We start from the raw sequence: 24769 nt of genomic DNA on the forward strand, positions 1-24769 counted from the left end.
CGGTGACATAGTTCCACGACGACCAGATCTTGCGCGTGCGCGGCATCAGCCTCGTGTCGGAATGCAGCACCATGCGGTTGGGCTCGGTGCGGAAGGCGCTCAGGATGGCGCGCTCCTGCGGGTCGGGCCGGTCGAGCATCTCGAAGCTCTGCGGCGCATGGGTCGCCATCACCACCCGGTCGAAGCGCTCTTCGCCGCGCGCGCTGGTCACGATCACGCCATCGCCATCGCGACGCACCTGCCAGACCGGGCAGCCGAGCCGCAGATCCGCTTTCGTGGCCTTGAGGATCGCCTCGACATAGCGCGCGGAACCGCCCTTCACGGTCAGCCATTTCGGCTGGTCGTTGACGGTCAGCAGGCCGTGGTTCTCGAAGAAACGCACGAAGCTCTCGGCCGGGAAATCGAGCATGTCCTGCGTCGGGGTCGACCAGATCGCGCCCGAGATCGGCATCAGGAAGCGGTCGCGGAACTCTGCTCCCAGCCCCATCTTGGCGATCAGCTCGCCGATGCTGGTACCGGGTTCGACGTGATCGGGCGCGCCCTTGAAGAAGCGCAGGGTGTCGCGGATCATCCGCCAGTGCGACGGGTCGGCCAGCCGGCGCGGTTGGGCAAAGAGGTCGAGCGTGCGGGTGGTCCCGTATTCCAGCTTGCCGCCGCCGAAGCTCGCCGCAAAGCTCATGTCGCTTGGCGCCAGCTCGACGCCCAGATGCTCGAGCAGCGGAATGAACAGCGGATAGGTGCGCCGGTTGCAGACGATGAAGCCGGTATCGACCGAGACCCCGTCAACCTCCGCCGTGCGGGCATGGCCGCCGGGCCGCGCGTCAGCCTCGAAAAGGGTCACATCTTGGTGCGGCCCAAGCAGCCACGCGGTGGCCAATCCCGAGATGCCGCTGCCGATCACGGCGGTTTTCATGCCTGCGCTTGTCACACTCGCCTCGCTTTGTCATTGTCACGCAGTAAGAGACGGAGCGGGCGTGAGAAAAGTTTCACTTCCGGCGAAAAAACCTCGCAAGGAGCCTGACGCCCGACATGAGCACCCAAGCGGCCGACCTCGCCGACCTGCTGACCCGCGTCGCCCTACGCGACCGCAGCGCGTTCAAGGCGCTTTACGAGGCCGCCTCGCCCAAGCTTTTCGCCATATGCCTCAGCTTGCTGAAGGACCGCCGCGAGGCCGAGGACGCGCTGCAAGAGGTCTTCGTCAAGATCTGGCACGGCGCCGACCGCTTCGCGCCGGACCTCGCGAGCCCCGCCGCCTGGCTCAACACCGTGACGCGCAACCACGCCATCGACCGGCTGCGGGCGCTGCGGAGCGGCTCCTACACGCTTGATGCTGCCGAGCAGATCGCCGATCCCGGCCCCGACCCCGAGGCCACCGCGATCACCAGCTCCGAGGGCCGCCGCATCGAGGGCTGCATGGAGGGGCTGATGCCCGAACGGGCCGAGGCGGTGCGGCTTGCCTATGTCGAGGGCGAAAGTTATCTCGAGCTTTCCGAGCGCTACTCGGTGCCGCTCAACACCATGCGAAGCTGGCTGCGCCGCAGCCTGATCCAGCTGCGGAATTGCCTCTCGCCGTGACTGACCTTTCGACAGACGACATCGCCCTTGCCGGGGAATACGCGCTCGGCACGCTGGATCACGCCACCCGTGGCACGGTGGCGGCACGGATCCGGCGCGATGCGGTCTTTGCCGCCGAGGTGGCGCTGTGGGAGGCCCGGCTCGACCCTCTGAACGATGCCTTGGCGCCGGTCGCGCCGCCCGCGGCGCTCTGGCGCGGACTGGAAGGGCGGCTGTTTGCGGAGAGCCCGCGCCCGTCGCCATGGCGTTGGATCGCCGCCGCCGGGGCGCTCTCGACGGCGATGCTGGCGGCGGTGCTGTGGTTCGGTGCGCCGCTTGCGACCGGGCCCGGGCCGATGTGGGTTTCCGACATGGTCTCGGAGGACGGCTCGGTGCGGCTGGCGGCGCTCTACGACGAAGACCGTGGCGAGATGCGCGTCTCGGTCGGTGGCGAGGCCGCGCCCGAGGGCCGTGATTTCGAGCTCTGGCTGATCGCCGGAGAGGCGGCGCCGATCTCGCTCGGGGTGATGCCGGAGGCAGGTCAGGCGGCGATGCCGATCCCGGAGGACCTTCGACCGCTGATGCTCAACGCCACGCTGGCGATCACCGACGAACCCGCCGGCGGCGCCCCCGGCGGCATCGCGACCGGCCCGGTGGTGGCGCTGGCGGCGTTGCGGCGGATCTGAGACCGGCTCAGAAGCTGCAATACTCCGAGCCGTAGTAGCGATAGGTGAAGGGCTCGCGGCTCAGCACCTCGATATCCTCGCGGTTTGAGACCGCGATCACCGCGTTGTTGGTCCCCATGAGGCCATGGCCCGCCTGCTGGTAGATCTCGAAGATCTGCGCCTCCGTCAGCACGCAGGCATTCACCTCGAAGATGTAGCGCACGAAGTCATCGGGATCGTTGGGCTTGGGCGGCGGTCGGCCCTGCTGGGCAATGGCGGGCTGGAGGAGGAGGGCTTCAGCGAGCCCCGCGACGAAGCCAAGACATGCGAAGTTCATTGATCGAAAATCCTGCTGAAATCTTCAGTCAGGAGCATCGATCCCCCGAGTCGAGTCAACCCTGAGGTGTGAAGGCCCGGAACACGGACACGAGGCCGCCACGCTCTCCGCCCGGGACATCGCGGGCAAAAGACCGGCGCACCGAGGCCGCCGGTCTCCACAGATCAGTTCGGAAGGGCTCCGCAGAAACCGCCGGAGGCCACGGCTCCGGAGCCGAGGGCGAAGGCGGCGGGTGCCTGGTAGGGGTTCAGGTCCGAGGTCGCCAGATCGAACCCGACCAGCGCCACGATGAACACCAGCGACAGGGACGCGGTGAAAGCGCGGGTCATGTCCGCGCCTCCAGCCCCAGGATCGGCCGCAGCTTGATGCCGTAGAACGCGCCGCAGAACGCTGCCACGAACCACACCCAGCCGTGCAGGCTGCCGGTCGAGATGCCCGAGAAGAACGCCCCAACGTTGCAGCCGAAGGCCAGCCGCGACGAGTAGCCGAGCAGGAAGCCCGCCACCACCGTCGCCACCCAGGCCCGGGCCGGGTAGCCCGGCAGCGCCGCCGACAGCGCGCCGCGCCGCCAGGCCGCCACGCCGAAGGCGCCGGCGATAATGCCGATATTGGTCAGCGAGGTATAATCGGTCAGCAGGCTCGACTGCACCCGCTCCATCGAACCGGCCGCGGCCCAGAACGCCGAGGCCGAGAGTTCTCCGCCCAGCACAGAGAAGCCCTTGGCGGCCCAGAGGCCGAGCCCGTAGACCACGCCCCAGGGCTGGCCCGCGACCACGAGATTGCCGATCGCCAGCGCCGCGAGCACCAGCGCCGCGATGGCGTGGCGGCGGCTCAGCTTCACCGCTCCGGGCGCCGCGCGCCACAGGAACAGGCCCACGGCCAGCGCGATCAGCACCAGCGTGAGGATCAGCCCCGAGGTGCCGCCGAAGGTGATGATCGGCAGCGCGCCGAGATCGGTCCACCAGATCAGGTTCCACGCCCCCGCAAAGCTGCCCAGCGCGAAGAATGGCAGCGCCAAGAGGCTCACCGGGTTGCCGCTGCCGGCATTGACCAGCGTGCCCGAGCCGCAGCCCAGCACGATCTGCATGCAGGCGCCAAAGACGAAGGCGCCACCGATCATCGCGAAACCCACCGGAGCCTGCGCGCCGACCAGCTCGCCGGGATGGCTCGCCAGCAGCGGGATCGCCACCACCGCGACCACCGCGATGGACAGGAGCTGCGCGATCACCCCCGAGGGCTCGCGGCGCAGGATCATCGCCCGCCACGGGCCGGCAAAGCCGAAGCGCATGCCCTCGAGCGCGATGCCGAAGCCAAGCCCGATGGCCAGCAGCATGCCGTAGCGCGCCCCGGCGAAGAGGCTGACCATCGCCACAACGACAAGCGCGCCGAGCAGCAGCCCGGCGCGTTTCGACCATCCCCCGGCGGCGGCCGCCGGGGTGTCAGGAGTTACCGCCTGGCTCATCCGTTGTTGCCCATGAACTGGTTCAGCAGATTGCGGATCAGGCCCGGCGCATTGGCCATCTCACCGCCAGTCTTGGAGTATTCCACCATCGAGCCGGGGTAGAGCTTGACGTCCTCGAGCTGCGCCAGCTCGCTCAGCGCGAACCAGTTGGTCGCCGCCCAGTGGCCGGTATTGCAGAACGACACGACCTCTTCTTCGCCGCTCAGGCCGAGCGCATCGCGCAGCTCGGTCGCGTCGGTCACCTGGCCGATGGCGGTGGCGCCGGACTGGAAGAAGCGGGTGTAGGGGTAGTTGACCGCGCCCGGCAGCGTGCCCGGCTTCTCGGCGGCGCCATGCGCCTTCTTGCCGAGGAAGAAATCCTCGGGGCGCGAATCGACCAGCACCGCGTCTCCGGTGCCCTCGACCACGGCGGTGACCTCTTCGGTGTCGGCGGTCCAGGTGTCGTCCCAGCTGATGGACAGATCGGTCGGCTGCGGATCGACCGCCTCGGTCGAGACCGGCAGACCGGCATTGGCCCAGGCCTGCGCGCCACCATTGAGGATCGACAGCTCGGTGAAGCCCGAGCTCTTCAGGGTCCAGTAGACGCGGGCGGCGGCGCCGAATTCGGTGTCGGTGGCGCCCTGGGTGACGATCACCACCGGCTCGCCCGGTTCGAGGCCCAGCGATTCGTAGGTGGTCTCGAGCTGGTCGACCGGCACGATCTGACCGGGATTGTCGGCCGGGCCGCGGAACAGACCATACGGGGCCGAAACGGCGCCCTCGATATGGCCCTCCTCATAGGCCTCGCCGCGGATGTCGAGCACCAGCGGCGCGTCATCCGACTGCAGCGCGGCGTCGAGCTCGGGCGCGGTGACCAGCGGGCCGAGCGGTGCGGCAAGGGCGGCGGAGGTCATAAGGGCGGTTGCGGTGGCAGCAATGCCAAGAATACGGGTGTTCATCGCGGAGTGTCCCCTTTCGCTGAAACTTGCCCCTTACTTGGCGCAACGCGAGCCTGTCGCAAGGGCGAAGCGGCTGTTGCGAGGACGACCGCCGGGAACAAAGATCCCGCGGCGCGGCGCTCCGCAGGACAGGGCGCAAGCGGCGCGGCATTTGGAGGATACCTTCCCGCGCTCGCACCACAATACGTAAATTTGTTCTTTTCGTGCGACAATGTTCCCCGGTGGCGGGAAATCCTCCCCGCCCGCATGCTGGGACAAGGTTGCTCCGAGCAGGCAATGCACGCCATCCGCAGGCATCGACGATTCGCGGGCCATTCGCCGCAGCCCCCGACCGCGCTCGCCCACCCCGGCCGGACAACCGCCCCGCCACCCCTCGGATCGCGCTGGGGATGGCGGCGCTGGCCACGGTGATGCCCGCCTGAGCCCGTCGCACCGTCCGCGACAACATTATTGGGCAAACGAAAAAGGCGCCCCGAGGGGCGCCTTGTTTCATTGGTCGGAGTGAGAGGATTCGAACCTCCGGCCCCTGCCTCCCGAAGACAGTGCTCTACCAGGCTGAGCTACACTCCGACCGTGGCGGGCGGAATACCCCAGCCCGCCGACCTTGGCAAGGGTCATTGCGTGCTCTTTTGCACGGTTTTCTCGCGCCGCCTTATTGCCCTCAGAAGCGGCCCGATGCGTAGGCTGGTGCCGGTCTCGAACCGGGTGCGCGTGCGCAGCACCGGGTTGTTCTCGGACGCCTTGCCGCGGCCCTCGCGCAGCACGATGTAGACCCCCGACCCGATGATCAGCACCGCGCCCGCGAGGGTCATCTCGTCGGGCCATTCGTCGAAGATCAGCGCGCCGTAGAGCGTGGCCCAGATCAGCTGCGAGTACTGCATCGGCGCCACGATCACCGCCTCGCCGGCCCTGTAGGCCCCGATCAGCACGAAGGAGGCGATCAGCGCCAGCACCGCCATCACCCCGACCCCGCCGAGATGCTCGATCGGCATCGGCTGGTAGACGAAGGGCAGCGCGCAGGCCATCAGCACGACGTTGGTCATCATCGGGTAGAGTAGCAGCACCACCGAGCGCTCCTCGTGGCCGATCTTGCGCACCACGATCGAGGACAGCGAGCCGCAGCAGGCCGCCACCAGCGCCGCGGCGTGGCCAAGGGTCAGCTCGGTCGCGCCCGGACGCAACACCACGATCACCCCGGCCAGCCCCACCAGCACCGCGATCCAGCGGCGCAGGCGCACCTGCTCGCCAAGGATGGGAATCGCCAGCACGGTGATCAGCAGCGGCTGGGCGAAGATGATCGCGTAGGTCTGGGCAAGCGGCAGCACCGAGAAGGCATAAAAGGCGCAGAGCCCGGTGATCACCGCCGAGACGGTGCGCAGCGCGGTCCACCACGGGTGGATCGGCCGCAGATGCCCCGGCGTGGTGTCGCGGATCAGCATGAGGCTGACCAGCGGGAAGCTGAACAGCACCGAGAAGAACACGATCTGGAACGGGCTGTAGACTGACCCCAGCAGCTTCACCACCACGTCATGGGCAGAATAGAGCGCGAAGGAGAGCAGCGCGAGAAGCGCGCCTTTGGCATTGTGACCCATGACGGTGATCGACTCTACAAAACGGAGATGACCCGAGCCTTACACCGCTTTGCGGGCTCAACAAGAGGTCGCTGCGCCCAAGCGCCGCGCTTGCGGCGGATTCGCACGAGTGCGATGATTTCGCGGGAGATCGTGGCATGAGCATCGAGATACTGAGCCTTCTCGGCGGCGTCGGACTGTTCCTGTTCGGGATGCAGTCGATGACCGGCGCGCTGCGCGAGATCGCCAGCCGGCAGATGCGCGCCATCCTAGCCCGCTTCACCACCTCGCCGCTGACCGGCGCGCTCTCGGGCGCGGCCACCACCGCGGTGATCCAGTCGTCCTCGGCCACGATGGTGACGGTGATCGGCTTCGTGGGCGCCGGTCTCCTGAGCTTCCCACAGGCCATCGGGGTGATCTACGGCGCCAATATCGGCACCACCATCACCGGTTGGATCGTGGCGCTGCTGGGGCTGAAGCTCTCGCTCGGCACCATCGCCCTGCCCGGGCTTCTGGTCGGCGCGCTCACCGCGACGATGGCGCGCGGACGGCTGGCGCGGCTCGGTGCGTTGCTGGCCGGGTTCAGCCTGATCTTCATCGGGCTCGACATGATGAAGGACGCCACTGCCGGCTTCGAGAGCTGGCTCTCACCCGAGATCCTGCCGCCGGACAGCTGGGCCGGTCGGGCGCTGCTGCTGCTCATTGGCGCGGGCGTGACGGTGGTGATCCAATCCTCGAGCGCCGGGGTGGCGACGACGCTGGTGCTGTTGTCCTCTGGCGCGATCACGCTCGGGCAAGGTGCAGCGCTGGTCATCGGCATGGATGTGGGCACCACCTTCACCGCGATCCTCGCCACCGTCGGCGGCTCGCGCGACATGCGCCGCACCGCCATCGCCCACACCGCCTACAACATCGTCACCGGCGCCGTGGCCTTTGCCATGCTGGGGCTCATCGTGCCGCTGCTGTCGCGCGCCTTCGCCCCGGGTGACCCCGCCGCGCTGGTGACATTCCACACCCTGTTCAACGTCATTGGCGCGCTGGTCATGCTGCCGGCCACCGCGCCCTTTGCGCGGCTGATCGAGCGCCTCGTGCCGGGCCGCGCCGCCACACTCACCGAGACGCTCGACCGTCGCCTGCTGGGCGATGCCCACGCGGCGATGGACGGGGCCGGCGGCTGCGCCCTGCGCATTCGGCGCGCACTGTTCCGCGCCGCCGGAGACCATCTGCGTCCGCAGGGCGGGCCCCTGCCCGCGCAGGCGGTGCTGCGGCTGCAGCCCGCGCTCGACGACCTGCACGGCTTTCTGGCACGCATCAGCCCGGCGCCGGAAGATGCCCTTGCTGCCAACCGCTACGCGGCGCTTCTGCACCAATACGATCATCTGGCCCGGCTGGCCCACCGGCTTACCCGCGAAGACCAGATGCGCCCGCTGCTCGGCGACCCCGGCCTGCGCCGCCCGGCGCTCGCCCTTGGCGCGGCGCTGCGCTATGCGGCGGACGACCCGCCCCGCGCCGACGCCGCGCGACTGGAGCGGCTCGAACATCTGATCACCGGGCGCACCCGGCGGCTGCGCCGCTCGGTGCTGCTGCGCGAACATGCGGGTCTCGTGGAGGTGCGCGACGTGTTCGGCCTCACCGATGCCATGCGCTGGCTCGGCCACGCCGCGCACCACGCCACGCGCGCCGCCCATTACGGCGATCTCGCCGCCAGCGACCGCCCCGAGACACCGGTCTCCGACCGCCTTCAGCGGGCCACCGCCAGATCCGACTGAGCCCGCAAACGACAACGGGCGACACCATGGGTGCCGCCCGCGTCACATCAGATCGGTCAAGGGCCCTCAGGCCCGCGCACCTCAGAGGCTGGCGTCGAGCGCCGCGAGGATCGCGTCGCCCATGCCCGAGGTCGAGACCGGGGTCACGCCCTCTTCGCCCAGCAGGTCGGCGGTGCGGACACCGTCGGCGAGCACTGTCTCGATCGCCTTCTCAAGACGCTCGGCCTCGGCCCCCTGATCGAAGCTGTAGCGCAGCGCCATGGCGAAGGAGAGGATGCAGGCGATCGGGTTCGCCTTGCCCTGGCCTGCAATGTCCGGCGCCGAGCCGTGCACCGGCTCATAGAGCGCCTTGGGACGGCCGTTCTCCATCGGCGCACCGAGCGAAGCGGAGGGCAGCATGCCGAGCGAGCCGGTCAGCATCGCGGCGGCATCAGACAGCAGGTCACCGAAGAGGTTGTCGGTGACGATCACGTCGAACTGCTTGGGCCAGCGGCAGAGCTGCATGGCGCCGGCATCGGCATACATGTGCGACAGCTCGACCTCGGGGTAATCCTTGCCGACCTCGGTCACCACCTCGCGCCAGAGGATGCCCGATTCCATCACGTTGGCCTTCTCCATCGAGCAGACCTTCTTGCCGCGGCGCATGGCCAGCTCGAAGGCCGAGCGCGCGACGCGGTCGATCTCGGATTCGGTGTAGCGCTGGGTGTTGATGCCGACCCGCTCGTTGCCTTCCTCGAAAATGCCGCGCGGCTCGCCGAAATAGACGCCCGAAGTCAGCTCGCGCACGATCATGATATCGAGACCGGCGACCACGTCCTTCTTGAGCGACGAGAAATCCGCCAGCGCGTCGAAGCACTGGGCCGGGCGTAGGTTGGAGTAAAGGTCCATTTCCTTGCGCAGGCGCAGCAGGCCGCGCTCGGGCTTCACCGAGAAGTCGAGCACATCGTATTTCGGGCCACCCACGGCGCCGAGCAGGACGGCGTCGACCTCCTGCGCCTTGGCCATGGTGTCGTCATGCAGCGGCGTGCCGTGCGCGTCATAGGCCGCGCCGCCCACGAGGTCTTCGCTCACATCGAAGGCGAGGCCGCGCTTGTCGCCGTACCAGTCGATGATGCGGCGGACCTCGGCCATCACCTCGGGGCCGATGCCGTCGCCCGGCAGGATGAGAAGCGAAGGGTTGCTCATGGGAATATCCTCTCCTCGGAATGTCCCGATCCGCGTAGCCGCTGGGGGCGGGATGGTCAAGAAAGGCGGGGGTCGGCGCCGCCTGTCAGGGCAGATCGAGCGCCACCCAGACCAGCCGGTGCCGCTGCCCCTCGACGGCCGGGCGCACCCCGGCATCACGGACCGTCAGGCCGGCGGCGGGCAGGATGTAGCTTACCCGCATCGGCCCGGTCTGATCCCACGCCACCGTCGCCTCGCCCGGCAGCGGATCCTGCAGGCGCGGATCCTTCAGCAGGCCGCGCATCTCTTCTCGCAGGCCTTCGCCGCGCTCGGGGTCGAGATTGGCGTTGCCGATCAGCACGGGCAGGTCCGGCGGCACGCCAAACGCGCCGTCGAGATAGCGCCGCCACAGCGCCGCCTCGTCGGCGTTGCGCCGGCCGTTGCGATCCTCCGGCCCATCAAAGACCGGTGGCGTGGCATTCCAGGCCAGCAGGCTCGGCCCCCCCTCGATCCCGATCACCCAATGTGCATCCGAGGACAGGCGCTGGACCTCGGGCGCAGGATCGCCCCCGCGCATCCGGCTGCGCGGCAGATCGCGCCAGAGCAGCGCCGTGAAGTCCGCCTCCAACTGCAACGGACGCGTCGACAGCAGCGCCATGCCCCCCTGCCCCGAGAACCATCCGTAGCCCTGCGCATCCCTAGGCCCGCCGAGACGACCGTCGCCATCGAGATCAAGCCCCGTGGGCACGCCGGTATTGGGCCTTTGCGCAAAGCGATGGGGATAGGACAGCCCCGCCGCCTCCAGCCGCGCGGCCAGTGCACCCAGCGCGACGAGATCGTGATCGAAGTCGATATCCGTGAGCAGCAGCACGTCGGGGGCCACGGCGGCAACCTCGGCCACCAGCCCGGCGCCCTCGCCGTCGCGCAGATCGCGGAGCAGGAGCCCCGGCCCTTCGCGGGACAGGTCGGCGTTCCAGATGGCCAGCCGCAGCGGCTCGGCCAGCAGCGGCAAGGTCAGCCACAGCGACAGGAGAAGGCTCAGGCCGCCTGCAAATCCGCCTGCGCATAGGCGCGGCGGCGCTTTTCCTCGATCAGTTCGGCAATGCGCATCAGCGCGACGCCGCGCATGATCAGGCTTGCCGGCAGGAAGGCCCATGCGCTCGTGATCCAGATAAGGCTGTGGACGTTCGCCAAGGAGATCGGGGCAAACGCCTCTGATGCCAGTTTCATCAATGCCGGGATCAGGAATGGCAGAAGAAACCCTAAGGCGATGTTAACGTGGGCATCACGTTTCAGGCGGCGCAGCACGTCTCCGCCTGCGGTCGGGTCGAAGAGCGGCAGGTTGACCCAGAAGTTGAACGCGCCCTTCCGGATCGGCCAGTTCAGCACCCGCACGATCAGCACGAAGGTCACCGTCGCCAGCATGGACACGAGATAGGCAATCCCCGCATGGATCCGGATCATGTCGACCTGCTCGAGCGTCATCTCCGCCGAGGCGCCGAGCACCATCAGCCGCACCGGCGAGTAAGGGAAATCGAGCACGTTCCCGATGCCCCGGCCAAGCGCGCGCAGGCCCTCGCTGAGCGCCGACGGGGACACCTCGCCGCGGCAGATCAGGGTCAGGATCAGCACCGTCGCAAAGAGCGCCAGGAAACGCAGCCGGTTGAACGGCGGCGCATCGCGGAACTCGATGATCGAGGGGTAATCGCCGATATACTCGACGAAGGTCAGCAGCGCGCCCACCAGCGCCAGAAGCGCGATCATCTGGGTCGCATCCGCCGTGGTCTGCGGCAGGAGCAACGCTGGCATTGCCACCAGCGACGCAATCAGGACGGCGCGCGTCCCGGCTTTCACCATACGCTTGATCAATCGTCTTGCCCCTTATGTCCGGCCGGGCACGGTTCTTTGCCATGCACCTTGTTTTGCCAGACGCCGCCACGCGGACGGTATGCCTCAATATTGCCCAATTTTTGCCTACTTTCCCGAGCTGCGGCAAGGATCCATGCAGCAAAGGACTCGGATTCGGGCGGTTTCGTGTTCAGATCGGTGCGTTTTTGCATCAGACGCGCCTCGATTGTGGCGCCGACGCCAGCACCCACAAGATATGGACATGGGGCTCCGGAAACACGGAATAGGCGAATTCGCCAAGTGTTTGACCTACCGCAAGGCCAGTGCCCGTGGAAAGGTCTTTACCGAGCCCGACAGTTGCGAGCGGAACAGGAGGAAGACCACCATGCACCAGGCAATCAGCATGCAGGAGGCCGTGGAGATGATCCCCGACGGCGCCCGCGTGATGCTCTCGGGCTTCATGGGCGTCGGCACGCCCGACGGAATCGTGCGCGCGCTGGCCGAATCCGGCAAGCGCGACCTGACGATGATCGTGAACGATGCCGCGCGCCCCCATACCGGGGTCGGCCCGCTGGTCAGCGCCGGCTGCGTGAAGAAGTTCATCGGCAGCCACATCGGCGTGAACCCGGTGGTGCAGGAGAAGATGCAGGCCGGAGAACTCGAGGTCGAACTGGTGCCGCAGGGCACCTTCGTCGAGCGCATCCGCGCCGCCGGCATGGGGCTTGGCGGCATCCTGACCCCGACAGGTCTCGGCACGCTGATTGCCGAGGGCAAGCAGACCGTCGAGGTCGAGGGCAAGACCTATCTGCTGGAGCCACCTCTGCGCGCCGATTTCGCACTGATCGCGGCGCGAAGCTGCGACTATGTCGGCAACCTCGCCTACATGCTGTCGGCGACGAACTTCAATCCGATCATGGCGCTGGCCGGCGATGTGGTGATCGCCGAGCCGGAAGAGATCGTGCCGATCGGCGTGATCCCCCCGGACGCGGTCAAGACCCCGGGCGTGCTGGTCGACCACGTGATCAAGAGGGCGATGTGATGCGCGATTTCGAAACCATGGACCCGAAGGAAATCATCGCCCGCCGGGTGTCGCTCGAGATCCGGCCGAAATCGCTGGTCAATCTCGGCATCGGCATCCCGACGCTGGTCTCCGACCACCTCGACGAGAGCCTCGGCGTGTTCTTCCAGGCCGAGAACGGCGTGGTCGGCATGGGCCACCGCCCTCCCGAGGGCATGACCGACCGCCACCTGACCGATGCCGGCGGCACCTTCGTCTCCGCCGTGCCCGGCGCCTCGATCATCGACAGCGCCTTCTCCTTCGGGCTGATCCGCGGCGGCCATCTCGACCTGACGGTGCTGGGCGGGCTGCAGGTGGATGCCAAGGGCCATCTCGCCAACTGGATGATCCCGGGCAAGTTCGTTCCGGGCATGGGTGGCGCGATGGACCTCGTGACCGGCGCCAAGAAGGTCATCGTGGCGATGATCCACAGCGCCAAGGGCACCTCGAAGATCGTGCCGGAATGCACCCTGCCGGTCACCTCGCAGCGCTGCGTCGACCTGATCGTGACCGAGCTCGCCGTCATGCAGCCACGCGAAGACGGGCTGCACCTGCTCGAGACCGGCCCCGGCGTCACCGTCGAGCAGGTGGTCGCGGCGACTGACGCGGAGCTGGTGATCGGCGACGACGTGCCCGAAATGGACCTGTCGCGCACCGGCTGACCGCCGCGACAATGGGGGCGCTGCCCCCGCCGCCTGCGGCGCCTCCCCCGGGATATTTCAGGCCAGACGACGCATGGGGCGAAGCGCTCCTGTCTTCTTCTGGCCAAAAATATCCCCGCCGGAGGCAGGCCGGGCGGTGCCAGAGGCGCAAGTCTTCAGAAAAGAGAAAGGCGGGGACACGCGATCCCCGCCTTCCTGATTGCAGTCGCGATCAGCTCAGACCCAGGGGCGGCTCTGTCCGGCCTGCGCCTCGAAGCTGTCGATCGCGCCGACCTTCTCCATGGTCAGGCCGATATCGTCGAGCCCTTCCAGCAGGCAGTGCTTCTTGAAGCTGTCGATCTCGAAGCGGAATTCCTCACCGTCCGAGGTGGTCACGACCTGGTTCTCCAGGTCGATGGTCATGCGGGCGTTGGCGCCCTTCTCAGCGTCCTTCATCAGCACGTCCACGGCCTCCTGCGGCAGCACGATGGGCAGCATGCCGTTCTTGAAGCAGTTGTTGTAGAAGATGTCGGCGAAGGAGGTGGAGATCACCGCCTTGATACCGAAATCGGCCAGCGCCCAGGGGGCGTGCTCGCGCGAGGAGCCGCAGCCGAAATTGTCGCCCGCGACGAGGATCTGGGTCTCGCGGTAGGCCGGCTTGTTGAGCACGAAATCGGGGTTTTCCGAGCCGTCATCGAGGTAACGCATCTCGTCGAAGGCGTGCACGCCGAGGCCGGAGCGCTTGATCGTCTTCAGGAATTGCTTGGGGATGATCATGTCGGTGTCGATGTTGACCAGCGGCATCGGCGCCGCGATCCCGGTGAGTTTTTCGAATTTTTCCATCTCGGGGTCCTTTCGGAGGGCGGAACCGGCGCCGCAGGGCCGGCGTTTGCCGCCAGGATATACCAGGAGTTCAGCGATGTCTTACAGCGAAGGTAGCAAGGTCGAATGGGACTGGGGCAACGGCACCGGGACCGGCACGGTCGTCAAGAAGTACACGCGCAAGACCACCCTCAAGATCAAGGGCAGCGAGGTCACGCGCGACGCCTCCGATGACGAACCGGCCTACCGGATCGAGCAGGAGGACGGCGACGAGGTGCTGAAGTCGGAAACCGAGCTTCGCAAGGCCTCGTGACCGCCTCCTGACCGGAGCCGGGGCCACGCCCCGGCCGTCAGGCCGTAACCGGTGCCTCCATCAGGTCGCGCACATCGGTCAGGTGACCGGTGAGCGCCGCTGCCGCCGCCATCTGGGGCGACATCAGGTGGGTGCGTCCGCCCTTGCCCTGACGGCCCTCGAAGTTGCGGTTCGACGTCGCCGCGCAACGCTCGCCGGGGGCCAGCTGGTCGGGGTTCATCGCGAGGCACATCGAACAGCCCGCCATGCGCCACTCGAAGCCCGCGTCGATGAAGATCTGCGCCAGGCCCTCTTCCTCGGCCTGGGCACGGACGAGGCCCGAGCCCGGCACGACCATGGCGCGCATGCCGTCCTTGACCTTCTTGCCCTTCAGGATCGCCGCCGCAGCGCGCAGATCCTCGATGCGGCCGTTGGTGCAGGAGCCGATGAACACCGTGTCGATCTTGATGTCGGTGAGCTTCTGACCGGCCTCGAGCCCCATGTACTGCAGCGCGCGCTTGGCCGCCTCGACCTTGCCGCCAGTGAAGTCCTCGGGGGACGGCACGTTGGACGAGATGCCGAGCACGTCCTCGGGCGAGGTGCCCCAGGTCACGACCGGCTCGATGTCCTCGCCACGGATGGTGACGACCTTGTCCCAATGCGCGTCGTCATCGGAATAGAGCGTCTTCCACCACGACAGAGCGGCCTCGAACTGGGCGCCTTTCGGCGCGTGCGGGCGGCCCTTCACATATTCGAAGGTGGTTTCGTCGGGCGCGATCAGGCCGGCACGCGCGCCGCCCTCGATGGCCATGTTGCAGACCGTCATACGGCCTTCCATCGACAGCGAGCGGATCGCTTCACCGCAATACTCGATGACATAGCCGGTGCCGCCGCCGGTGCCGGTGTGGCCGATGATCGACAGGGTGATGTCCTTGGCGGTGACGCCCGGGCGCAGCTGGCCGGTGATCTCGACCTTCATGTTCTTCGACTTGGACTGGATCAGCGTCTGCGTGGCGAGCACGTGCTCGACCTCGGAGGTGCCGATGCCATGCGCCAGCGCGCCGAAGGCGCCGTGGGTGGCCGTGTGGCTGTCGCCGCAGACCACGGTCATGCCCGGCAGGGTCCAGCCCTGCTCGGGGCCGACGATGTGAACGATGCCCTGACGCACGTCGCTGACGGGGTAGTAGTTGACCCCGAAATCCTTGGCGTTCTTGTCGAGCGCCTCGACCTGGATGCGGCTTTCCTCGTTCTCGATGCCGTTCTCGCGGTCAACCGTGGTCGGCACGTTGTGGTCGGGAACGGCGATGGTGCGCTGCGGCGCGCGCACGGTGCGACCGGTCATCCGCAGGCCCTCGAAGGCCTGCGGCGAGGTCACCTCGTGCACGAGGTGGCGGTCGATATACAGAAGGCAGGTGCCGTCTTCGTCCTGCTGGACGACATGGGCGTCCCAGATCTTGTCGTAGAGTGTCTTGCCGGACATGGGTTCCTCTCCGGAATTGGGAATGGCTGGGCTGGGCGCGAGGCATCATTGTCCCGCGCCGGGGCGGGCGATGACAGGCTTATAGCCGCGCGAGCACCGTGAAGGTGGCGCCGTAGAACCGTTCACGCAGACGCGCGCGGTCGCCGAGGTCGAGAACCCGAGTCATGACAGGCGGGATACAAGGTCTCCCCGCCCCGATCAAGAGGGCGCCGCCGCAGCACGCAGGCACGCGCCCCGGAGCGCCACGCCACCCGGACCTGGCCTGGCGACACCCTTCCGGGCTGCAGCACCGCCCCGATGCTTGCCAAACCCTCGCCGAGGGCGCAGACGGGCGGGCATGGATGTGCGCCCGAACCCGCCGCTCGCCGCGGCCCTGACCCTGCTCGCCTCCGGCTTCGTCGCCGGCACCACCCTGCTGGCCAAGATGCTCGGCACCGACACGCTGGGACCGGCGCTGCACCCGCTGCAGGTCAGCCAGGGGCGCTTTGTCTTCGCCCTCATGGTGTTCTCCACCGCGGCGCTGATCCTGCGGCCGCAGATGACCCGGCCGGCGCTGCCGGTACACACGCTTCGGGTGCTGTTCGGCTGGGGCGGCGTGAGCTTCATGTTCGCCGCCGCTGCCTTCATCCCGCTCTCGGACGCCACCGCGATCAGCTTTCTCAACCCGGTGGTGGGGATGCTGCTGGCGATCCCGTTCCTCGGGGAAAAGATCGGCCGGGTGCGGGTCTCGGCGGCGGTGATCGCGCTAGTGGGGGCGATGATCCTGCTGCGCCCGACACCGCAGGCGTTCCAGCCGGCGGCACTTCTGGCGCTGGGGGCGGCGCTCTGCCTCGGGGCGGAGCTGGTGGTGATCAAGCGGCTCTCGGGGCGCGAAGGCGCGTTCCAGATCCTGCTGATCAACAATTTCATCGGCACCTGCATCGCCAGTGCCGCGGCCTTCGCGGTCTGGCAGATGCCGACCCCTGCACAGTGGGCGGCGCTCGCGGGCGTGGGCGTGCTGATGGCCTCGGCGCAGACCTGCTTCATCCAGGCCATCCGACGCGCCGATGCCAGCTTCGTGTCGCCGTTCTGGTACGCCACGCTGGTCTTCGCGGCACTTTACGACTTCCTGCTGTTCTCGGTGCGGCCCGATGCGATCTCGCTGCTCGGCGCGACCATCATCGTGGCCGGCGCCGGGCTGCTGGCCTGGCGCGAGGCGCGGCTCAGGCCGGTTGGTCCTAGGCCTTCAGCCGCCAGCCCGTCCGGAACAGCCCCCATGCCGCCAGCAACACCGCCGCCGTCGCGACCAGAGCGATGACGAAACCGAAGCCCGGGGTGCTGTCGCTGACCCCGATCATACCGTAACGCGCGCCGTCGATCAGGTAGAAGACCGGGTTCACGTGGGTGATCTCGTAAAGCCCCGGCGGCAGCGCCTCGACCGAGTAGAAGGTGCCCGACAGGAACGCCAGCGGCGTGACGATGAAGTTGGTGATCGCCGCCATCTGGTCGAACTTGTTGGCCCAGAGCCCGGCCAGCATCCCCATTGCCGACAGGAAGGCCGCGCCGAGGATCACGAAGACCAGCAGGATCAGCGGGTGCTGCGGCACCAGCCCAGTTGTCACGAAAAGCCCGGCCGAGATCGCCACGGCAACGATCAGCCCGCGCGCCACGCCGCCTGCGAGATACCCCAGCACCAGCTCGAACGGTGCCAGCGGCGGCATCAGCGTGTCGACGATGTTGCCCTGCACCTTGGAGACCACGATCGAGGACGAGGTGTTGGCAAAGGCGTTCTGGATCACCGTCATCATCAGGATCCCCGGCGCGATGAAGTCGGTGAAGGGCACGCCCATCACGTCTCCGCGACGAGGACCGATGGCGATGGTGAAGATCATCAGGAACAGCCCGGCGGTGACCAGCGGCGCCAGCAGCGTCTGGGTCCAGACGTTGACGAAGCGCATCACCTCGCGGCTGCAGAGCGTGTAGAGCCCGAGCCAGTTCACCTGCCCGAAGCGGCGTTCGCCGGGATCTCTGTGCGGATAATCGGTCATGCGTGGGCCTTTCCTCTGCGGGCTTGGCTTGTAACTCGGAATGCGATGACTACAATAGGGCCACCCGCGGAATTTCCAGGCGGTCCGGTTAGAGGGCCGCCTTTTTCAATGAGGATACGTCATGTCCTGGACCGATGAGCGCGTCGAGCTGCTTAAGAAGATGTGGGCGGAGGGACAATCCGCCAGCCAGATCGCGAAAGAGCTCGGCGGTGTCACGAGAAATGCCGTGATCGGCAAGGTCCACCGCCTCGGTCTGTCGAACCGGACCGGCTCCGGTGCTGCACCGGCGGCCGCCGCGGCACCCGCCAAGGAGGCGAAGCCGGTCAAGGATGCCAAGCCGGCGCCCAAGCCCAAGCCCGCCCCGGCGGCGCCTGCGGCCGAGACTGCGCCGCGCGAAGAGGCGGCGTCCGTGCCCGAGACCCGTCCGGCCGTGTCGCCGGCGCGCAAGCAGATCATTCCGGCCGGCCAGCCGCTGCCGCCGCAGCCTTCGGCCAACGAGATCAGCCCCGAGGCCCTGGCCAAGGTCAGCGAGATCGAGAAGAAGGCCAAGCGCCTGACGCTGATGGAGCTGACCGAGCGCACCTGCAAGTGGCCGGTGGGCGACCCCGCGACCGAGGATTTCTGGTTCTGCGGCCTGCCCGTGCAGCAGGGCAAGCCCTATTGCGAGGCGCATGTGGGCGTGGCGTTCCAGCCGATGTCGTCGCGCCGCGACCGTCGCCGCTGAGGCGCGTCTCCGTCTCCAGAAACAAGAGCAGCGCGCCAGAGCACCGGCCGAGTTCATCGGCCGGGACATCTCTGGCCGTGCATGACAGGGCCCACGGCAGGTTAACTGGTTGATGCGCAATGCGTCTTTGCGCGACCGTGCGCTGTGGTGCGTGGCATTGTGGGGGTTGCCGGCCCGACCCGTCGATGCCGCCCCCCCTAATCCATGCGGCCGGCGAAGGCCGAGCTCAACGGCAGGGAAAGCACAAAAAAAAGCGGGAACGTCGAGGATCGACGCTCCCGCCAGTTGAACCCCGGGACGCAGGCGGTGCATCCACCGGGGCGGCAATTCAGTTCGCTCGGATCATCGCGCAGCACGTCTGCGCCGCCCCCGAGGGGACAGTGGCAGAGGCGTCTCGATGACGAGCGGGGGACGGGCGAGTAAACTGTCTGTCAGACTCTCCCGGACAGTTGCAGCGCGGTTGCGAACGAACCGGCACAGCCTTTCCGGGCCACACCCGACCGGGTGCGGTTGACGATATCCATCGTTTTCATGACGACACTGCTCCACTCGTGGCCACCGGTTTTTATCGGTTGGCGGCCTTTATTTTCTGGTAACTGACTACCGCAACGGGACACGCGCCACCAGTGCCTATCGGCGCCGCGCCGCCCCCGGCCCCCGTCGGCGCCGGGATTGTTGTCGAAAATCAACACCCCTCCCCGGCCCGCCCTGCCCCGTGGAATCACTCCAAAGGCGTCGGAAAGCAAAGCAATAAAGGGCGCGGGCGGCTTGACTTCACCGCCTCGTGCGCAAGGTTGAGCGAGAGGGGCTGTGCATCAGCAAACAGTTTCGTTGCTTGCCCCGCCCGACCGAAGCACGCATTACCCACGCGTGACGATAAGACCACAGAGGCAAGACGAGGAGAGACGGCGTGCGAGACGCGACGGCGACACGGCAAGAGGACAAGGCATGAGCCAGATCCCGCAGAGCTTCGATCCTGCCGGAGCCGATCCCCGCGCCTTCCGCAACGCCCTTGGGCAGTTCGTCACCGGGGTCACCGTGGTCACCTGTGCCACCAAGGACGGCCCGATCGGCATCACCGCCAACAGCTTCGCCAGCGTCTCGCTTGACCCGCCGCTGGTGCTGTGGTCGCCGGCGAAGGACTCGCAGCGCTACGCCTCGTTCATGGCCGCCGAGCGCTTTGCCATTCACGTGCTGAGCCGCGATCAGGCCGCGCTCTGCCGCGGTTTTGCCCGCAATGCAGAGTCCTTCGATCTCGCCGACTGGTCCGCGAGCGCCGACGGTGTGCCGTTGATCGAGGGCTGCCTCGCGCGCTTCGAGTGCAGCACCGAGGCGCAGCACGATGCGGGCGATCACTCCATCGTCGTGGGACGGGTGCTGCGGGTGACAACCCATCCCGGTGCGCCGCTGACGTTCTCGGCCGGCGTGTTCGGCGCCTTCACCCCAGACTGAGGCGCGGCTAGCCCGCCTTCTTGAGCAGCTGCTTGATGACCGGCTGCTTTTGCGGCTTGTCGACCAGCGACAGCAGCATCTCGGCCAGTTCCGGCTCCTGCACCCGCTTGGCGGCGGCCTTTGGTGTGAACCAGTGCCGCGTGCGCTCGTTGCGCTCTTTCCAACGCCGCTTCAGCTTGTCGACGATCATCGGATAGACATCGACCCGGCAGGGCAGGTTGGTGCCATCGTCGAGCCCCTTGTCGTAATGGAACGTGCCGATGATCTCCTTGCCGATATGCCCGACGGCCCCGGCCTCTTCCAGCGCCTCGATCTCGGCGGCGGCCCAGGGCTTCTTGCCGTCCATCAGCCAGCCTTTCGGCATCACCCAGCGCCCGGTATCGCGAGACGTGACCATGAGGACCTGAAGGTTGCCCTTCTTGTCCCAATGCATGGGAAGGGCGCCGATCTGCTCGCCTATATCGGTCATGAGGCTCCGTTTATCTGCTCTAAAGTGTTTTACTGAAATACAGCCTGTCCGTAGACAAAGTATGACACTTTCATGATGTGACGACGTTTATTTTGCCGCCCGCCCCCAACCCGGCGTCAATCATGTGAAAATCTCGCCCCCGAGCGGCGCTGAATTCCCCCGAACTCCCCTGAAATCGGTTTCCCCCGCAACGCGGAAGCGGCTAGGGTCCGCCCGTCGACTACTGCCTCGCGAGGAAGCGAAATGACCGAATATGCCGGACGCCTGCGGCTGGGCGTCAACATCGACCACGTCGCCACCGTGCGCAACGCCCGCGGCAGCGCCTATCCCTGCCCGCTGCGCGCCGCGAAGATCGCCGAAGAGGCCGGTGCCGACGGCATCACCGCCCACCTGCGCGAGGATCGCCGGCACATCTCGGATGCCGATATCGACGGGCTGATGGAGACGCTGTCGCTGCCGCTCAACCTCGAAATGGCGGCCACCGAGGAGATGCAGGCCATCGCGCTGCGCCACAAGCCGCACGCGGTCTGCATCGTCCCCGAGAAACGCGAGGAGCGCACCACCGAGGGCGGGCTCGAGGTGGCAAAGGACGAGAACCGTCTGGCGCATTTCATCGAACCGCTGCGCGCGGCGGGCTGCCGGCTGTCGCTGTTCATCGGTGCCGACGAGACGCAGGTCGCGGCATCGGCGCGGATCGGCGCGGCGGTGGTCGAGCTGCACACCGGCGCCTATTGCGATTTTCACTACGAGGGCAAGTTTGCCGAGCGCGATGCGGAGCTCGAACGCCTGCGCGAGATGGCGGCCTATGCCCATTCGCTGGGGCTTGAGGTCCATGCCGGGCACGGTCTGACTTACGAGACCGTCGCCCCGATCGCGCAGATCCCGGCGATCGTGGAGCTGAATATCGGTCACTTCCTGATCGGTGAAGCGCTGTTCCGCGGCCTTGGCCCCTCCATCGAGGAGATGCGTCGGCTGATGGACGACGCCCGCGCATGATGCCGACCACGGCAGAACGCGAGACGCTCGACGCGGTGATCGCCGCCGCGCTCGCGCGCTTCAGCCCCGGCGAGGGACCGGTCTTCACCGCCGCCGTACTGCGCGGCGACGAGGTTCTGGCGCTCTCGGCCAACGAGGTCTCCGAGCGCTGCGATGCCTCGCGCCATGCCGAGATCGTCGCCATCGAGACCGCCAGCCGCAAGCTTGGCAGCACCAAGCTCGACGGCTGCACCCTGATCGCGTCGATGCAGCCCTGCGAGATGTGCCTCGCGGCGATGCGCTGGGCCGGGATCGACCGGCTGGTCTTTGCCATGACACAGGAGCTGGCGCCGACGTTCTTCCAGTTCCCCAACCTCACCATCGCCGACTATGCCCGCGCCTGCGATCACGCTTTCGACTGGCATGGCGGGCTCGGTGCGGAGCGGCTGAACCAGATCTACCGGGGCGAGGCATGATCCTCGGCATCGGCACCGACCTGGCCAATATCGAGCGCATCGAGCGCACGCTCGCGCGCTTCGGCGACCGGTTCCGCAACCGGGTCTTCACCGAGACCGAGCAGACGAAAGCCGAGCGTCGCAAGGACGTGGCCGGCACCTATGCCAAGCGGTGGGCCGCCAAGGAGGCCTGCTCCAAGGCGCTCGGCACTGGTTTGCGCATGGGCATCGCGTGGAAGGACATGGCGGTCACCAACCTGCACACCGGACAGCCGGTGATGGCGGTGACAGGCTGGGCGCAGGAACGACTGGAGAGCATGACCCCGCCGGGTTACGAGGCGATCATCCACGTCACCCTGACCGACGATCACCCCTGGGCGCAGGCCTTCGTGGTGATCGAGGCGCGCCCGATCCAGAGCTGATCCTTCGACAGGTGCGCGCCCGCCCGGGCGCGCACCGAAAGTCTTCAGCCCCGAATGATCCGGTTGACGTGGCCCATCTTGCGCCCGGCCTTCACGGCGTCCTTGCCGTAGAGATGGATCGCGGTGTCGGCCTCGGTCGCCAGTTCCGGCAGCTTGTCGAGATCGTCGCCGATCAGGTTCTCCATCTGCACGTCGGCAAAGCGGCTGCCATCGCCCAGAGGCCAGTTGGCCACGGCGCGGATGTGCTGCTCGAACTGGTCGATGGTGCAGCCGTTCTGGGTCCAGTGGCCGGAATTGTGCACCCGAGGCGCGATCTCGTTCACCAGAAGCCCCTGCGGCGTGACAAAGAGCTCCACCCCCATCACGCCAACATAGTTCAGCGCGTTGAGGATCTTGGCCGCCAGCAGCACCGCGTCGGTGCGCTGCGCCTGCGACAGCCGCGCCGGCACCGTGGTGGTGCGCAGGATGCCCTCGCTGTGGATGTTCTCGCCCGGATCGAAGCAGGCCACGGCGCCGTCGGCGCTGCGCGCCGCGATCACCGAGATCTCGCAGGAAAACTCGACGAAGCCTTCGAGGATCGCCGGTGCGCCGCGCATCTCCTCGATCGCTGCTGCCGCCTCCTCGGGCGTGTTGATCCGCGCCTGCCCCTTGCCGTCATAGCCGAAGCGGCGGGTCTTGAGGATCGACGGCGTGCCGATGATCTCGAGCGCCTGCGTCAGGCTCTCGGCATCGGTGATGTCGGCGAAGGGCGCGGTCTTGAGCCCGAGATCGGTGAGGAAGGTCTTTTCCGTCAGCCGGTCCTGACTCACCCGCAGCGCCTCGCGACCGGGGCGGATCGGGCACAGCGCCTGCAGCGTATCGAGCGCCGCGGTGGGGATGTTCTCGAACTCGTAGGTGATGACATCGACCGAAGCGGCAAAGGCCTCGAGCGCGGCAGTGTCCTCGTAGGGCGCGGTGGTCACCGCATCGGCCACGTGACCGGCGGGCGGGGCCTCGCCGGGCTCGTAGACGTGGCAGCGCAGGCCCAGTCGGCTGGCCGCGACCGAGAGCATGCGGCCCAGCTGTCCGCCGCCGAGAATGCCGATGGTGGCGCCCTGTCGAAGTGGTTCGGTCATGTCAGCCTCCGGAATCGTGGTCTTGCGCCGCTTCTTGCGCGAAACGAAGCCGCTGACAAGCCGCGCCGGCGGATCAGTCGCGCACCGGCTCGTCGGGAATCGAGGCCGAGAGCGCCGCGCGCCACGCGTCGAGGCGCTCGGCCAGCGCCGGATCCTGCAACGCGAGGATGCCCGCCGCCATCAGCCCAGCATTGGCCGCACCGGCGCCGCCGATGGCCATGGTGCCGACCGGGAAGCCGCGCGGCATCTGCAGGATGGAATAGAGGCTGTCGACGCCCGACAGCGCCTTGGTCTGCACCGGCACGCCGATCACCGGCACGCGGGTTTTCGATGCCATCATGCCCGGCAGGTGCGCGGCACCACCGGCGCCCGCGATGATGACCTGAAGGCCGCGCCCGGCAGCCTCCTTGCCATAGGCCCAGAGCCGGTCCGGCGTGCGGTGGGCCGAGACGATCTTGACCTCATAGGCCACGCCCAGCTCGTCGAGCATCCGCGCCGCCTCTTCCATCGTCGGCCAGTCCGACTGGCTGCCCATGATGATGCCGACCTTGACCGTGTCTTCCGCCATTTCCTGCCCTGACCTCTCGCAAAAAGAAGCCCGCACTATAGCGGCTGGCCGCCCCGTGTCCATGCGTCAGGGGCGGCCGTTTTCCGAGCGATTTACCCGCCGATCTTGTCCTGCGTCCTGGTCTCGAAATCCGAGGCCGCGTGACGTTCGCGCAGCTGCTGGCTCGGCTCGCCGCTCATGGCGTTGACCATGCGGCCACGCTGCACCGCCGGACGCTCTGCGATCTCGTCGGCCCAGCGGATGACGTTCTTGTAGCTCTGCACGTCGAGGAACTCGCCCGCGTCATAGGAGCCGCCCTTCACGGTGCGGCCATACCACGGCCAGATCGCCATGTCGGCGATGGTGTAATCGTCACCGGTGATGAACTTGCGCTCGGCCAGCGCCCGGTCGAGCACGTCGAGCTGGCGCTTCACCTCCATGGTGAAACGGTCGATCGGGTATTCCATCTTGTAGGGGGCGTAAGCGTAGAAATGCCCAAAGCCGCCGCCCAGATAGGGGGCGCTGCCCATCTGCCAAAACAGCCACGACAGCATCTCGGCGCGGTTCTCGGGCGCGCCCAGGAAGGCGCCGAACTTCTCCGCGAGGTGCATCAGGATGGCGCCGGATTCGAACACCCGCACCGGCTTGTCGCCCGAGCGGTCGAGCAGCGCCGGGATCTTGGAATTCGGGTTGATGTCGACGAAGCCCGAGCCGAACTGGTCGCCATCGCCGATCTTGATCAGCCACGCGTCGTACTCGGCCTGCGAGAAGCCAGCCTCGAGCAGCTCCTCGAACAGGATCGTCACCTTCTGGCCGTTCGGCGTGGCAAGACTGTAGAGCTGGAACGGATGCTCGCCGACCGGCAGCTCCTTGTCATGGGTCGCACCGGCGATGGGGCGGTTGAGCGAGCCCCAGGTGCCGCCATTGTCCTTTTCCCACTTCCAGACCTTGGGCGGGGTGTACTCTTCGGTCATGTCTGCGTT

General features: G+C 67.4%; 30 protein-coding genes and 1 tRNA gene. 12 read left to right on the forward strand and 19 right to left on the reverse strand.

Annotated elements, in window-relative coordinates; translation table 11 throughout:
* The coding region (locus R2601_RS04570; protein WP_007794239.1) for an NAD(P)/FAD-dependent oxidoreductase at positions 1–913 on the reverse strand (913 nt) is incomplete at its 3' end.
* Between the two features lie 116 nt (positions 914–1029).
* Here R2601_RS04570 and R2601_RS04575 point away from each other — a divergent pair.
* Together R2601_RS04575 and R2601_RS04580 are read left to right on the forward strand one after the other, a co-directional pair.
* Positions 1030–1575 carry a sigma-70 family RNA polymerase sigma factor gene (locus R2601_RS04575; protein ID WP_007794242.1) on the forward strand — a complete coding sequence of 182 codons (546 nt, stop codon included), beginning with the start codon at positions 1030–1032 and terminating at the stop codon, positions 1573–1575.
* Positions 1572–2240 (forward strand): anti-sigma factor, encoded by a 669-nt coding sequence (locus tag R2601_RS04580; RefSeq protein ID WP_007794245.1) that lies wholly within the window; start codon positions 1572–1574, stop codon positions 2238–2240. The genes R2601_RS04575 and R2601_RS04580 overlap by 4 nt, the downstream gene beginning before the upstream one ends.
* Positions 2241–2247: 7 nt before the next feature.
* Here R2601_RS04580 and R2601_RS04585 read toward each other — a convergent pair whose 3' ends face one another.
* The 6 genes from R2601_RS04585 to R2601_RS04605 form a co-directional block, all read right to left on the reverse strand.
* The gene (locus tag R2601_RS04585; protein WP_007794248.1) at positions 2248–2556 is read right to left on the reverse strand and encodes a hypothetical protein; all 309 of its coding nucleotides are present in this window, start codon (positions 2554–2556) and stop codon (positions 2248–2250) included.
* A gap of 164 nt (positions 2557–2720) precedes the next feature.
* The gene (locus tag R2601_RS26915; protein WP_007794249.1) at positions 2721–2885 is read right to left on the reverse strand and encodes a hypothetical protein; all 165 of its coding nucleotides are present in this window, start codon (positions 2883–2885) and stop codon (positions 2721–2723) included.
* On the reverse strand, positions 2882–4018 hold the full coding sequence (locus tag R2601_RS04590) for a YeeE/YedE family protein (RefSeq protein ID WP_007794252.1): 1137 nt from the start codon (positions 4016–4018) through the stop codon (positions 2882–2884). The genes R2601_RS26915 and R2601_RS04590 overlap by 4 nt, the downstream gene beginning before the upstream one ends.
* On the reverse strand, positions 4015–4956 hold the full coding sequence (locus tag R2601_RS04595; protein WP_007794254.1) for a sulfurtransferase: 942 nt from the start codon (positions 4954–4956) through the stop codon (positions 4015–4017). The genes R2601_RS04590 and R2601_RS04595 overlap by 4 nt, the downstream gene beginning before the upstream one ends.
* Before the next feature lie 493 nt (positions 4957–5449).
* Positions 5450–5526: transfer RNA gene (locus tag R2601_RS04600), tRNA-Pro, on the reverse strand.
* A gap of 44 nt (positions 5527–5570) precedes the next feature.
* Entirely contained in the window at positions 5571–6548 is a 978-nt protein-coding gene (locus R2601_RS04605; RefSeq protein WP_007794257.1) for a DMT family transporter, read from the reverse strand.
* Between the two features lie 137 nt (positions 6549–6685).
* On the opposite strand from R2601_RS04605, the gene R2601_RS04610 reads away from it, so the two are divergent.
* Positions 6686–8296: a Na/Pi cotransporter family protein gene (locus R2601_RS04610; RefSeq protein ID WP_007794260.1), complete on the forward strand. Its 1611-nt coding sequence runs from the start codon at positions 6686–6688 to the stop codon at positions 8294–8296.
* An 81-nt stretch (positions 8297–8377) separates the two neighbouring features.
* Here R2601_RS04610 and leuB read toward each other — a convergent pair whose 3' ends face one another.
* The 4 genes from leuB to R2601_RS26610 form a co-directional block, all read right to left on the reverse strand.
* On the reverse strand, positions 8378–9481 hold the full coding sequence (gene leuB / locus R2601_RS04615) for a 3-isopropylmalate dehydrogenase (RefSeq protein ID WP_007794263.1): 1104 nt from the start codon (positions 9479–9481) through the stop codon (positions 8378–8380).
* An 85-nt stretch (positions 9482–9566) separates the two neighbouring features.
* Positions 9567–10472 carry an endonuclease/exonuclease/phosphatase family protein gene (locus R2601_RS04620; RefSeq protein WP_007794265.1) on the reverse strand — a complete coding sequence of 302 codons (906 nt, stop codon included), beginning with the start codon at positions 10470–10472 and terminating at the stop codon, positions 9567–9569.
* A gap of 26 nt (positions 10473–10498) precedes the next feature.
* A complete protein-coding gene (locus tag R2601_RS04625) occupies positions 10499–11317 on the reverse strand; it encodes a hypothetical protein (RefSeq protein ID WP_007794268.1) in 819 nt (272 codons plus the stop codon).
* A gap of 8 nt (positions 11318–11325) precedes the next feature.
* Positions 11326–11520 (reverse strand): hypothetical protein, encoded by a 195-nt coding sequence (locus R2601_RS26610; protein ID WP_144266892.1) that lies wholly within the window; start codon positions 11518–11520, stop codon positions 11326–11328.
* Positions 11521–11693: 173 nt separating this feature from the next.
* Between R2601_RS26610 and R2601_RS04630 the strand changes: the two genes are divergently transcribed.
* Together R2601_RS04630 and R2601_RS04635 are read left to right on the forward strand one after the other, a co-directional pair.
* Complete coding sequence (locus R2601_RS04630) at positions 11694–12347, forward strand: CoA transferase subunit A (RefSeq protein ID WP_007794271.1); 654 nt, start codon at positions 11694–11696, stop codon at positions 12345–12347.
* Positions 12347–13027, forward strand: coding sequence for a 3-oxoacid CoA-transferase subunit B (locus tag R2601_RS04635; RefSeq protein WP_007794274.1), 681 nt, complete (start codon positions 12347–12349; stop codon positions 13025–13027). Before R2601_RS04630 ends, R2601_RS04635 begins: the two co-directional genes overlap by 1 nt.
* A gap of 216 nt (positions 13028–13243) precedes the next feature.
* Here the strand turns inward: R2601_RS04635 and leuD are convergent, their stop codons facing one another.
* Complete coding sequence (gene leuD / locus R2601_RS04640) at positions 13244–13849, reverse strand: 3-isopropylmalate dehydratase small subunit (RefSeq protein ID WP_007794277.1); 606 nt, start codon at positions 13847–13849, stop codon at positions 13244–13246.
* A gap of 76 nt (positions 13850–13925) precedes the next feature.
* On the opposite strand from leuD, the gene R2601_RS04645 reads away from it, so the two are divergent.
* Positions 13926–14141: a hypervirulence associated TUDOR domain-containing protein gene (locus R2601_RS04645; protein WP_007794279.1), complete on the forward strand. Its 216-nt coding sequence runs from the start codon at positions 13926–13928 to the stop codon at positions 14139–14141.
* 37 nt (positions 14142–14178) lie between these two features.
* Here the strand turns inward: R2601_RS04645 and leuC are convergent, their stop codons facing one another.
* Entirely contained in the window at positions 14179–15600 is a 1422-nt protein-coding gene (leuC, locus tag R2601_RS04650) for a 3-isopropylmalate dehydratase large subunit (RefSeq protein WP_007794282.1), read from the reverse strand.
* A gap of 337 nt (positions 15601–15937) precedes the next feature.
* Between leuC and R2601_RS04655 the strand changes: the two genes are divergently transcribed.
* The gene (locus tag R2601_RS04655) at positions 15938–16897 is read left to right on the forward strand and encodes a DMT family transporter (RefSeq protein WP_040544359.1); all 960 of its coding nucleotides are present in this window, start codon (positions 15938–15940) and stop codon (positions 16895–16897) included.
* Here R2601_RS04655 and R2601_RS04660 read toward each other — a convergent pair.
* Positions 16818–17627 (reverse strand): ABC transporter permease, encoded by an 810-nt coding sequence (locus R2601_RS04660; protein ID WP_007794290.1) that lies wholly within the window; start codon positions 17625–17627, stop codon positions 16818–16820. The genes R2601_RS04655 and R2601_RS04660 overlap by 80 nt on opposite strands.
* A gap of 121 nt (positions 17628–17748) precedes the next feature.
* Here R2601_RS04660 and R2601_RS04665 point away from each other — a divergent pair, with 121 nt between their 5' ends.
* Complete coding sequence (locus R2601_RS04665) at positions 17749–18351, forward strand: GcrA family cell cycle regulator (protein WP_007794294.1); 603 nt, start codon at positions 17749–17751, stop codon at positions 18349–18351.
* A 431-nt stretch (positions 18352–18782) separates the two neighbouring features.
* On the opposite strand, the gene R2601_RS26615 is transcribed toward R2601_RS04665, so the two are convergent.
* Positions 18783–19040: a hypothetical protein gene (locus R2601_RS26615; protein ID WP_144266893.1), complete on the reverse strand. Its 258-nt coding sequence runs from the start codon at positions 19038–19040 to the stop codon at positions 18783–18785.
* 259 nt (positions 19041–19299) lie between these two features.
* On the opposite strand from R2601_RS26615, the gene R2601_RS04670 reads away from it, so the two are divergent.
* On the forward strand, positions 19300–19803 hold the full coding sequence (locus R2601_RS04670) for a flavin reductase family protein (RefSeq protein ID WP_007794297.1): 504 nt from the start codon (positions 19300–19302) through the stop codon (positions 19801–19803).
* Between the two features lie 7 nt (positions 19804–19810).
* Here R2601_RS04670 and R2601_RS04675 read toward each other — a convergent pair whose 3' ends face one another.
* Entirely contained in the window at positions 19811–20272 is a 462-nt protein-coding gene (locus tag R2601_RS04675) for an NUDIX hydrolase (protein ID WP_007794301.1), read from the reverse strand.
* A gap of 243 nt (positions 20273–20515) precedes the next feature.
* Between R2601_RS04675 and R2601_RS04680 the strand changes: the two genes are divergently transcribed.
* From R2601_RS04680 to acpS, 3 genes are read left to right on the forward strand one after another with little or no spacing between them, the layout of a single operon-like run.
* On the forward strand, positions 20516–21268 hold the full coding sequence (locus R2601_RS04680) for a pyridoxine 5'-phosphate synthase (RefSeq protein WP_007794304.1): 753 nt from the start codon (positions 20516–20518) through the stop codon (positions 21266–21268).
* On the forward strand, positions 21265–21723 hold the full coding sequence (locus tag R2601_RS04685; protein ID WP_007794306.1) for a nucleoside deaminase: 459 nt from the start codon (positions 21265–21267) through the stop codon (positions 21721–21723). The genes R2601_RS04680 and R2601_RS04685 overlap by 4 nt, the downstream gene beginning before the upstream one ends.
* The gene (gene acpS / locus R2601_RS04690; RefSeq protein ID WP_007794308.1) at positions 21720–22124 is read left to right on the forward strand and encodes a holo-ACP synthase; all 405 of its coding nucleotides are present in this window, start codon (positions 21720–21722) and stop codon (positions 22122–22124) included. Before R2601_RS04685 ends, acpS begins: the two co-directional genes overlap by 4 nt.
* A gap of 44 nt (positions 22125–22168) precedes the next feature.
* On the opposite strand, the gene R2601_RS04695 is transcribed toward acpS, so the two are convergent.
* The 3 genes from R2601_RS04695 to yghU form a co-directional block, all read right to left on the reverse strand.
* The gene (locus R2601_RS04695) at positions 22169–23239 is read right to left on the reverse strand and encodes a 5-(carboxyamino)imidazole ribonucleotide synthase (RefSeq protein ID WP_007794311.1); all 1071 of its coding nucleotides are present in this window, start codon (positions 23237–23239) and stop codon (positions 22169–22171) included.
* Positions 23240–23312: 73 nt separating this feature from the next.
* Positions 23313–23807, reverse strand: a complete 495-nt coding sequence (gene purE, locus R2601_RS04700) for a 5-(carboxyamino)imidazole ribonucleotide mutase (protein WP_007794314.1) — start codon at positions 23805–23807, stop codon at positions 23313–23315.
* A gap of 92 nt (positions 23808–23899) precedes the next feature.
* Complete coding sequence (yghU, locus tag R2601_RS04705; protein WP_007794317.1) at positions 23900–24760, reverse strand: glutathione-dependent disulfide-bond oxidoreductase; 861 nt, start codon at positions 24758–24760, stop codon at positions 23900–23902.
* Positions 24761–24769: the final 9 nt, after the last annotated feature.

The organism is Salipiger bermudensis HTCC2601 (genome assembly GCF_000153725.1).
GTDB classification, from domain to species: Bacteria; Pseudomonadota; Alphaproteobacteria; order Rhodobacterales; family Rhodobacteraceae; genus Salipiger; species Salipiger bermudensis.

What these genes read in the sequence shown, in the direction of transcription:
- R2601_RS04665 (WP_007794294.1), top strand. Translation starts at nt 17,749, where the DNA reads ATGTCCTGGACCGATGAGCGCGTCGAGCTGCTTAAGAAGATGTGGGCG.
- R2601_RS04585 (WP_007794248.1), bottom strand. Translation starts at nt 2,556, where the DNA reads ATGAACTTCGCATGTCTTGGCTTCGTCGCGGGGCTCGCTGAAGCCCTC.
- R2601_RS04695 (WP_007794311.1), bottom strand. Translation starts at nt 23,239, where the DNA reads ATGACCGAACCACTTCGACAGGGCGCCACCATCGGCATTCTCGGCGGC.
- yghU (WP_007794317.1), bottom strand. Translation starts at nt 24,760, where the DNA reads ATGACCGAAGAGTACACCCCGCCCAAGGTCTGGAAGTGGGAAAAGGAC.
- R2601_RS04610 (WP_007794260.1), top strand. Translation starts at nt 6,686, where the DNA reads ATGAGCATCGAGATACTGAGCCTTCTCGGCGGCGTCGGACTGTTCCTG.
- R2601_RS04590 (WP_007794252.1), bottom strand. Translation starts at nt 4,018, where the DNA reads ATGAGCCAGGCGGTAACTCCTGACACCCCGGCGGCCGCCGCCGGGGGA.
- leuD (WP_007794277.1), bottom strand. Translation starts at nt 13,849, where the DNA reads ATGGAAAAATTCGAAAAACTCACCGGGATCGCGGCGCCGATGCCGCTG.
- R2601_RS04595 (WP_007794254.1), bottom strand. Translation starts at nt 4,956, where the DNA reads ATGAACACCCGTATTCTTGGCATTGCTGCCACCGCAACCGCCCTTATG.
- R2601_RS26610 (WP_144266892.1), bottom strand. Translation starts at nt 11,520, where the DNA reads ATGCAAAAACGCACCGATCTGAACACGAAACCGCCCGAATCCGAGTCC.
- R2601_RS04630 (WP_007794271.1), top strand. Translation starts at nt 11,694, where the DNA reads ATGCACCAGGCAATCAGCATGCAGGAGGCCGTGGAGATGATCCCCGAC.
- R2601_RS04670 (WP_007794297.1), top strand. Translation starts at nt 19,300, where the DNA reads ATGAGCCAGATCCCGCAGAGCTTCGATCCTGCCGGAGCCGATCCCCGC.
- R2601_RS04660 (WP_007794290.1), bottom strand. Translation starts at nt 17,627, where the DNA reads ATGACCGATTATCCGCACAGAGATCCCGGCGAACGCCGCTTCGGGCAG.
- R2601_RS04645 (WP_007794279.1), top strand. Translation starts at nt 13,926, where the DNA reads ATGTCTTACAGCGAAGGTAGCAAGGTCGAATGGGACTGGGGCAACGGC.
- R2601_RS04605 (WP_007794257.1), bottom strand. Translation starts at nt 6,548, where the DNA reads ATGGGTCACAATGCCAAAGGCGCGCTTCTCGCGCTGCTCTCCTTCGCG.
- R2601_RS04685 (WP_007794306.1), top strand. Translation starts at nt 21,265, where the DNA reads ATGATGCCGACCACGGCAGAACGCGAGACGCTCGACGCGGTGATCGCC.
- R2601_RS04680 (WP_007794304.1), top strand. Translation starts at nt 20,516, where the DNA reads ATGACCGAATATGCCGGACGCCTGCGGCTGGGCGTCAACATCGACCAC.
- R2601_RS04675 (WP_007794301.1), bottom strand. Translation starts at nt 20,272, where the DNA reads ATGACCGATATAGGCGAGCAGATCGGCGCCCTTCCCATGCATTGGGAC.
- leuC (WP_007794282.1), bottom strand. Translation starts at nt 15,600, where the DNA reads ATGTCCGGCAAGACACTCTACGACAAGATCTGGGACGCCCATGTCGTC.
- R2601_RS04655 (WP_040544359.1), top strand. Translation starts at nt 15,938, where the DNA reads ATGGATGTGCGCCCGAACCCGCCGCTCGCCGCGGCCCTGACCCTGCTC.
- leuB (WP_007794263.1), bottom strand. Translation starts at nt 9,481, where the DNA reads ATGAGCAACCCTTCGCTTCTCATCCTGCCGGGCGACGGCATCGGCCCC.
- R2601_RS04575 (WP_007794242.1), top strand. Translation starts at nt 1,030, where the DNA reads ATGAGCACCCAAGCGGCCGACCTCGCCGACCTGCTGACCCGCGTCGCC.
- R2601_RS04635 (WP_007794274.1), top strand. Translation starts at nt 12,347, where the DNA reads ATGCGCGATTTCGAAACCATGGACCCGAAGGAAATCATCGCCCGCCGG.
- acpS (WP_007794308.1), top strand. Translation starts at nt 21,720, where the DNA reads ATGATCCTCGGCATCGGCACCGACCTGGCCAATATCGAGCGCATCGAG.
- purE (WP_007794314.1), bottom strand. Translation starts at nt 23,807, where the DNA reads ATGGCGGAAGACACGGTCAAGGTCGGCATCATCATGGGCAGCCAGTCG.
- R2601_RS04625 (WP_007794268.1), bottom strand. Translation starts at nt 11,317, where the DNA reads ATGGTGAAAGCCGGGACGCGCGCCGTCCTGATTGCGTCGCTGGTGGCA.
- R2601_RS26915 (WP_007794249.1), bottom strand. Translation starts at nt 2,885, where the DNA reads ATGACCCGCGCTTTCACCGCGTCCCTGTCGCTGGTGTTCATCGTGGCG.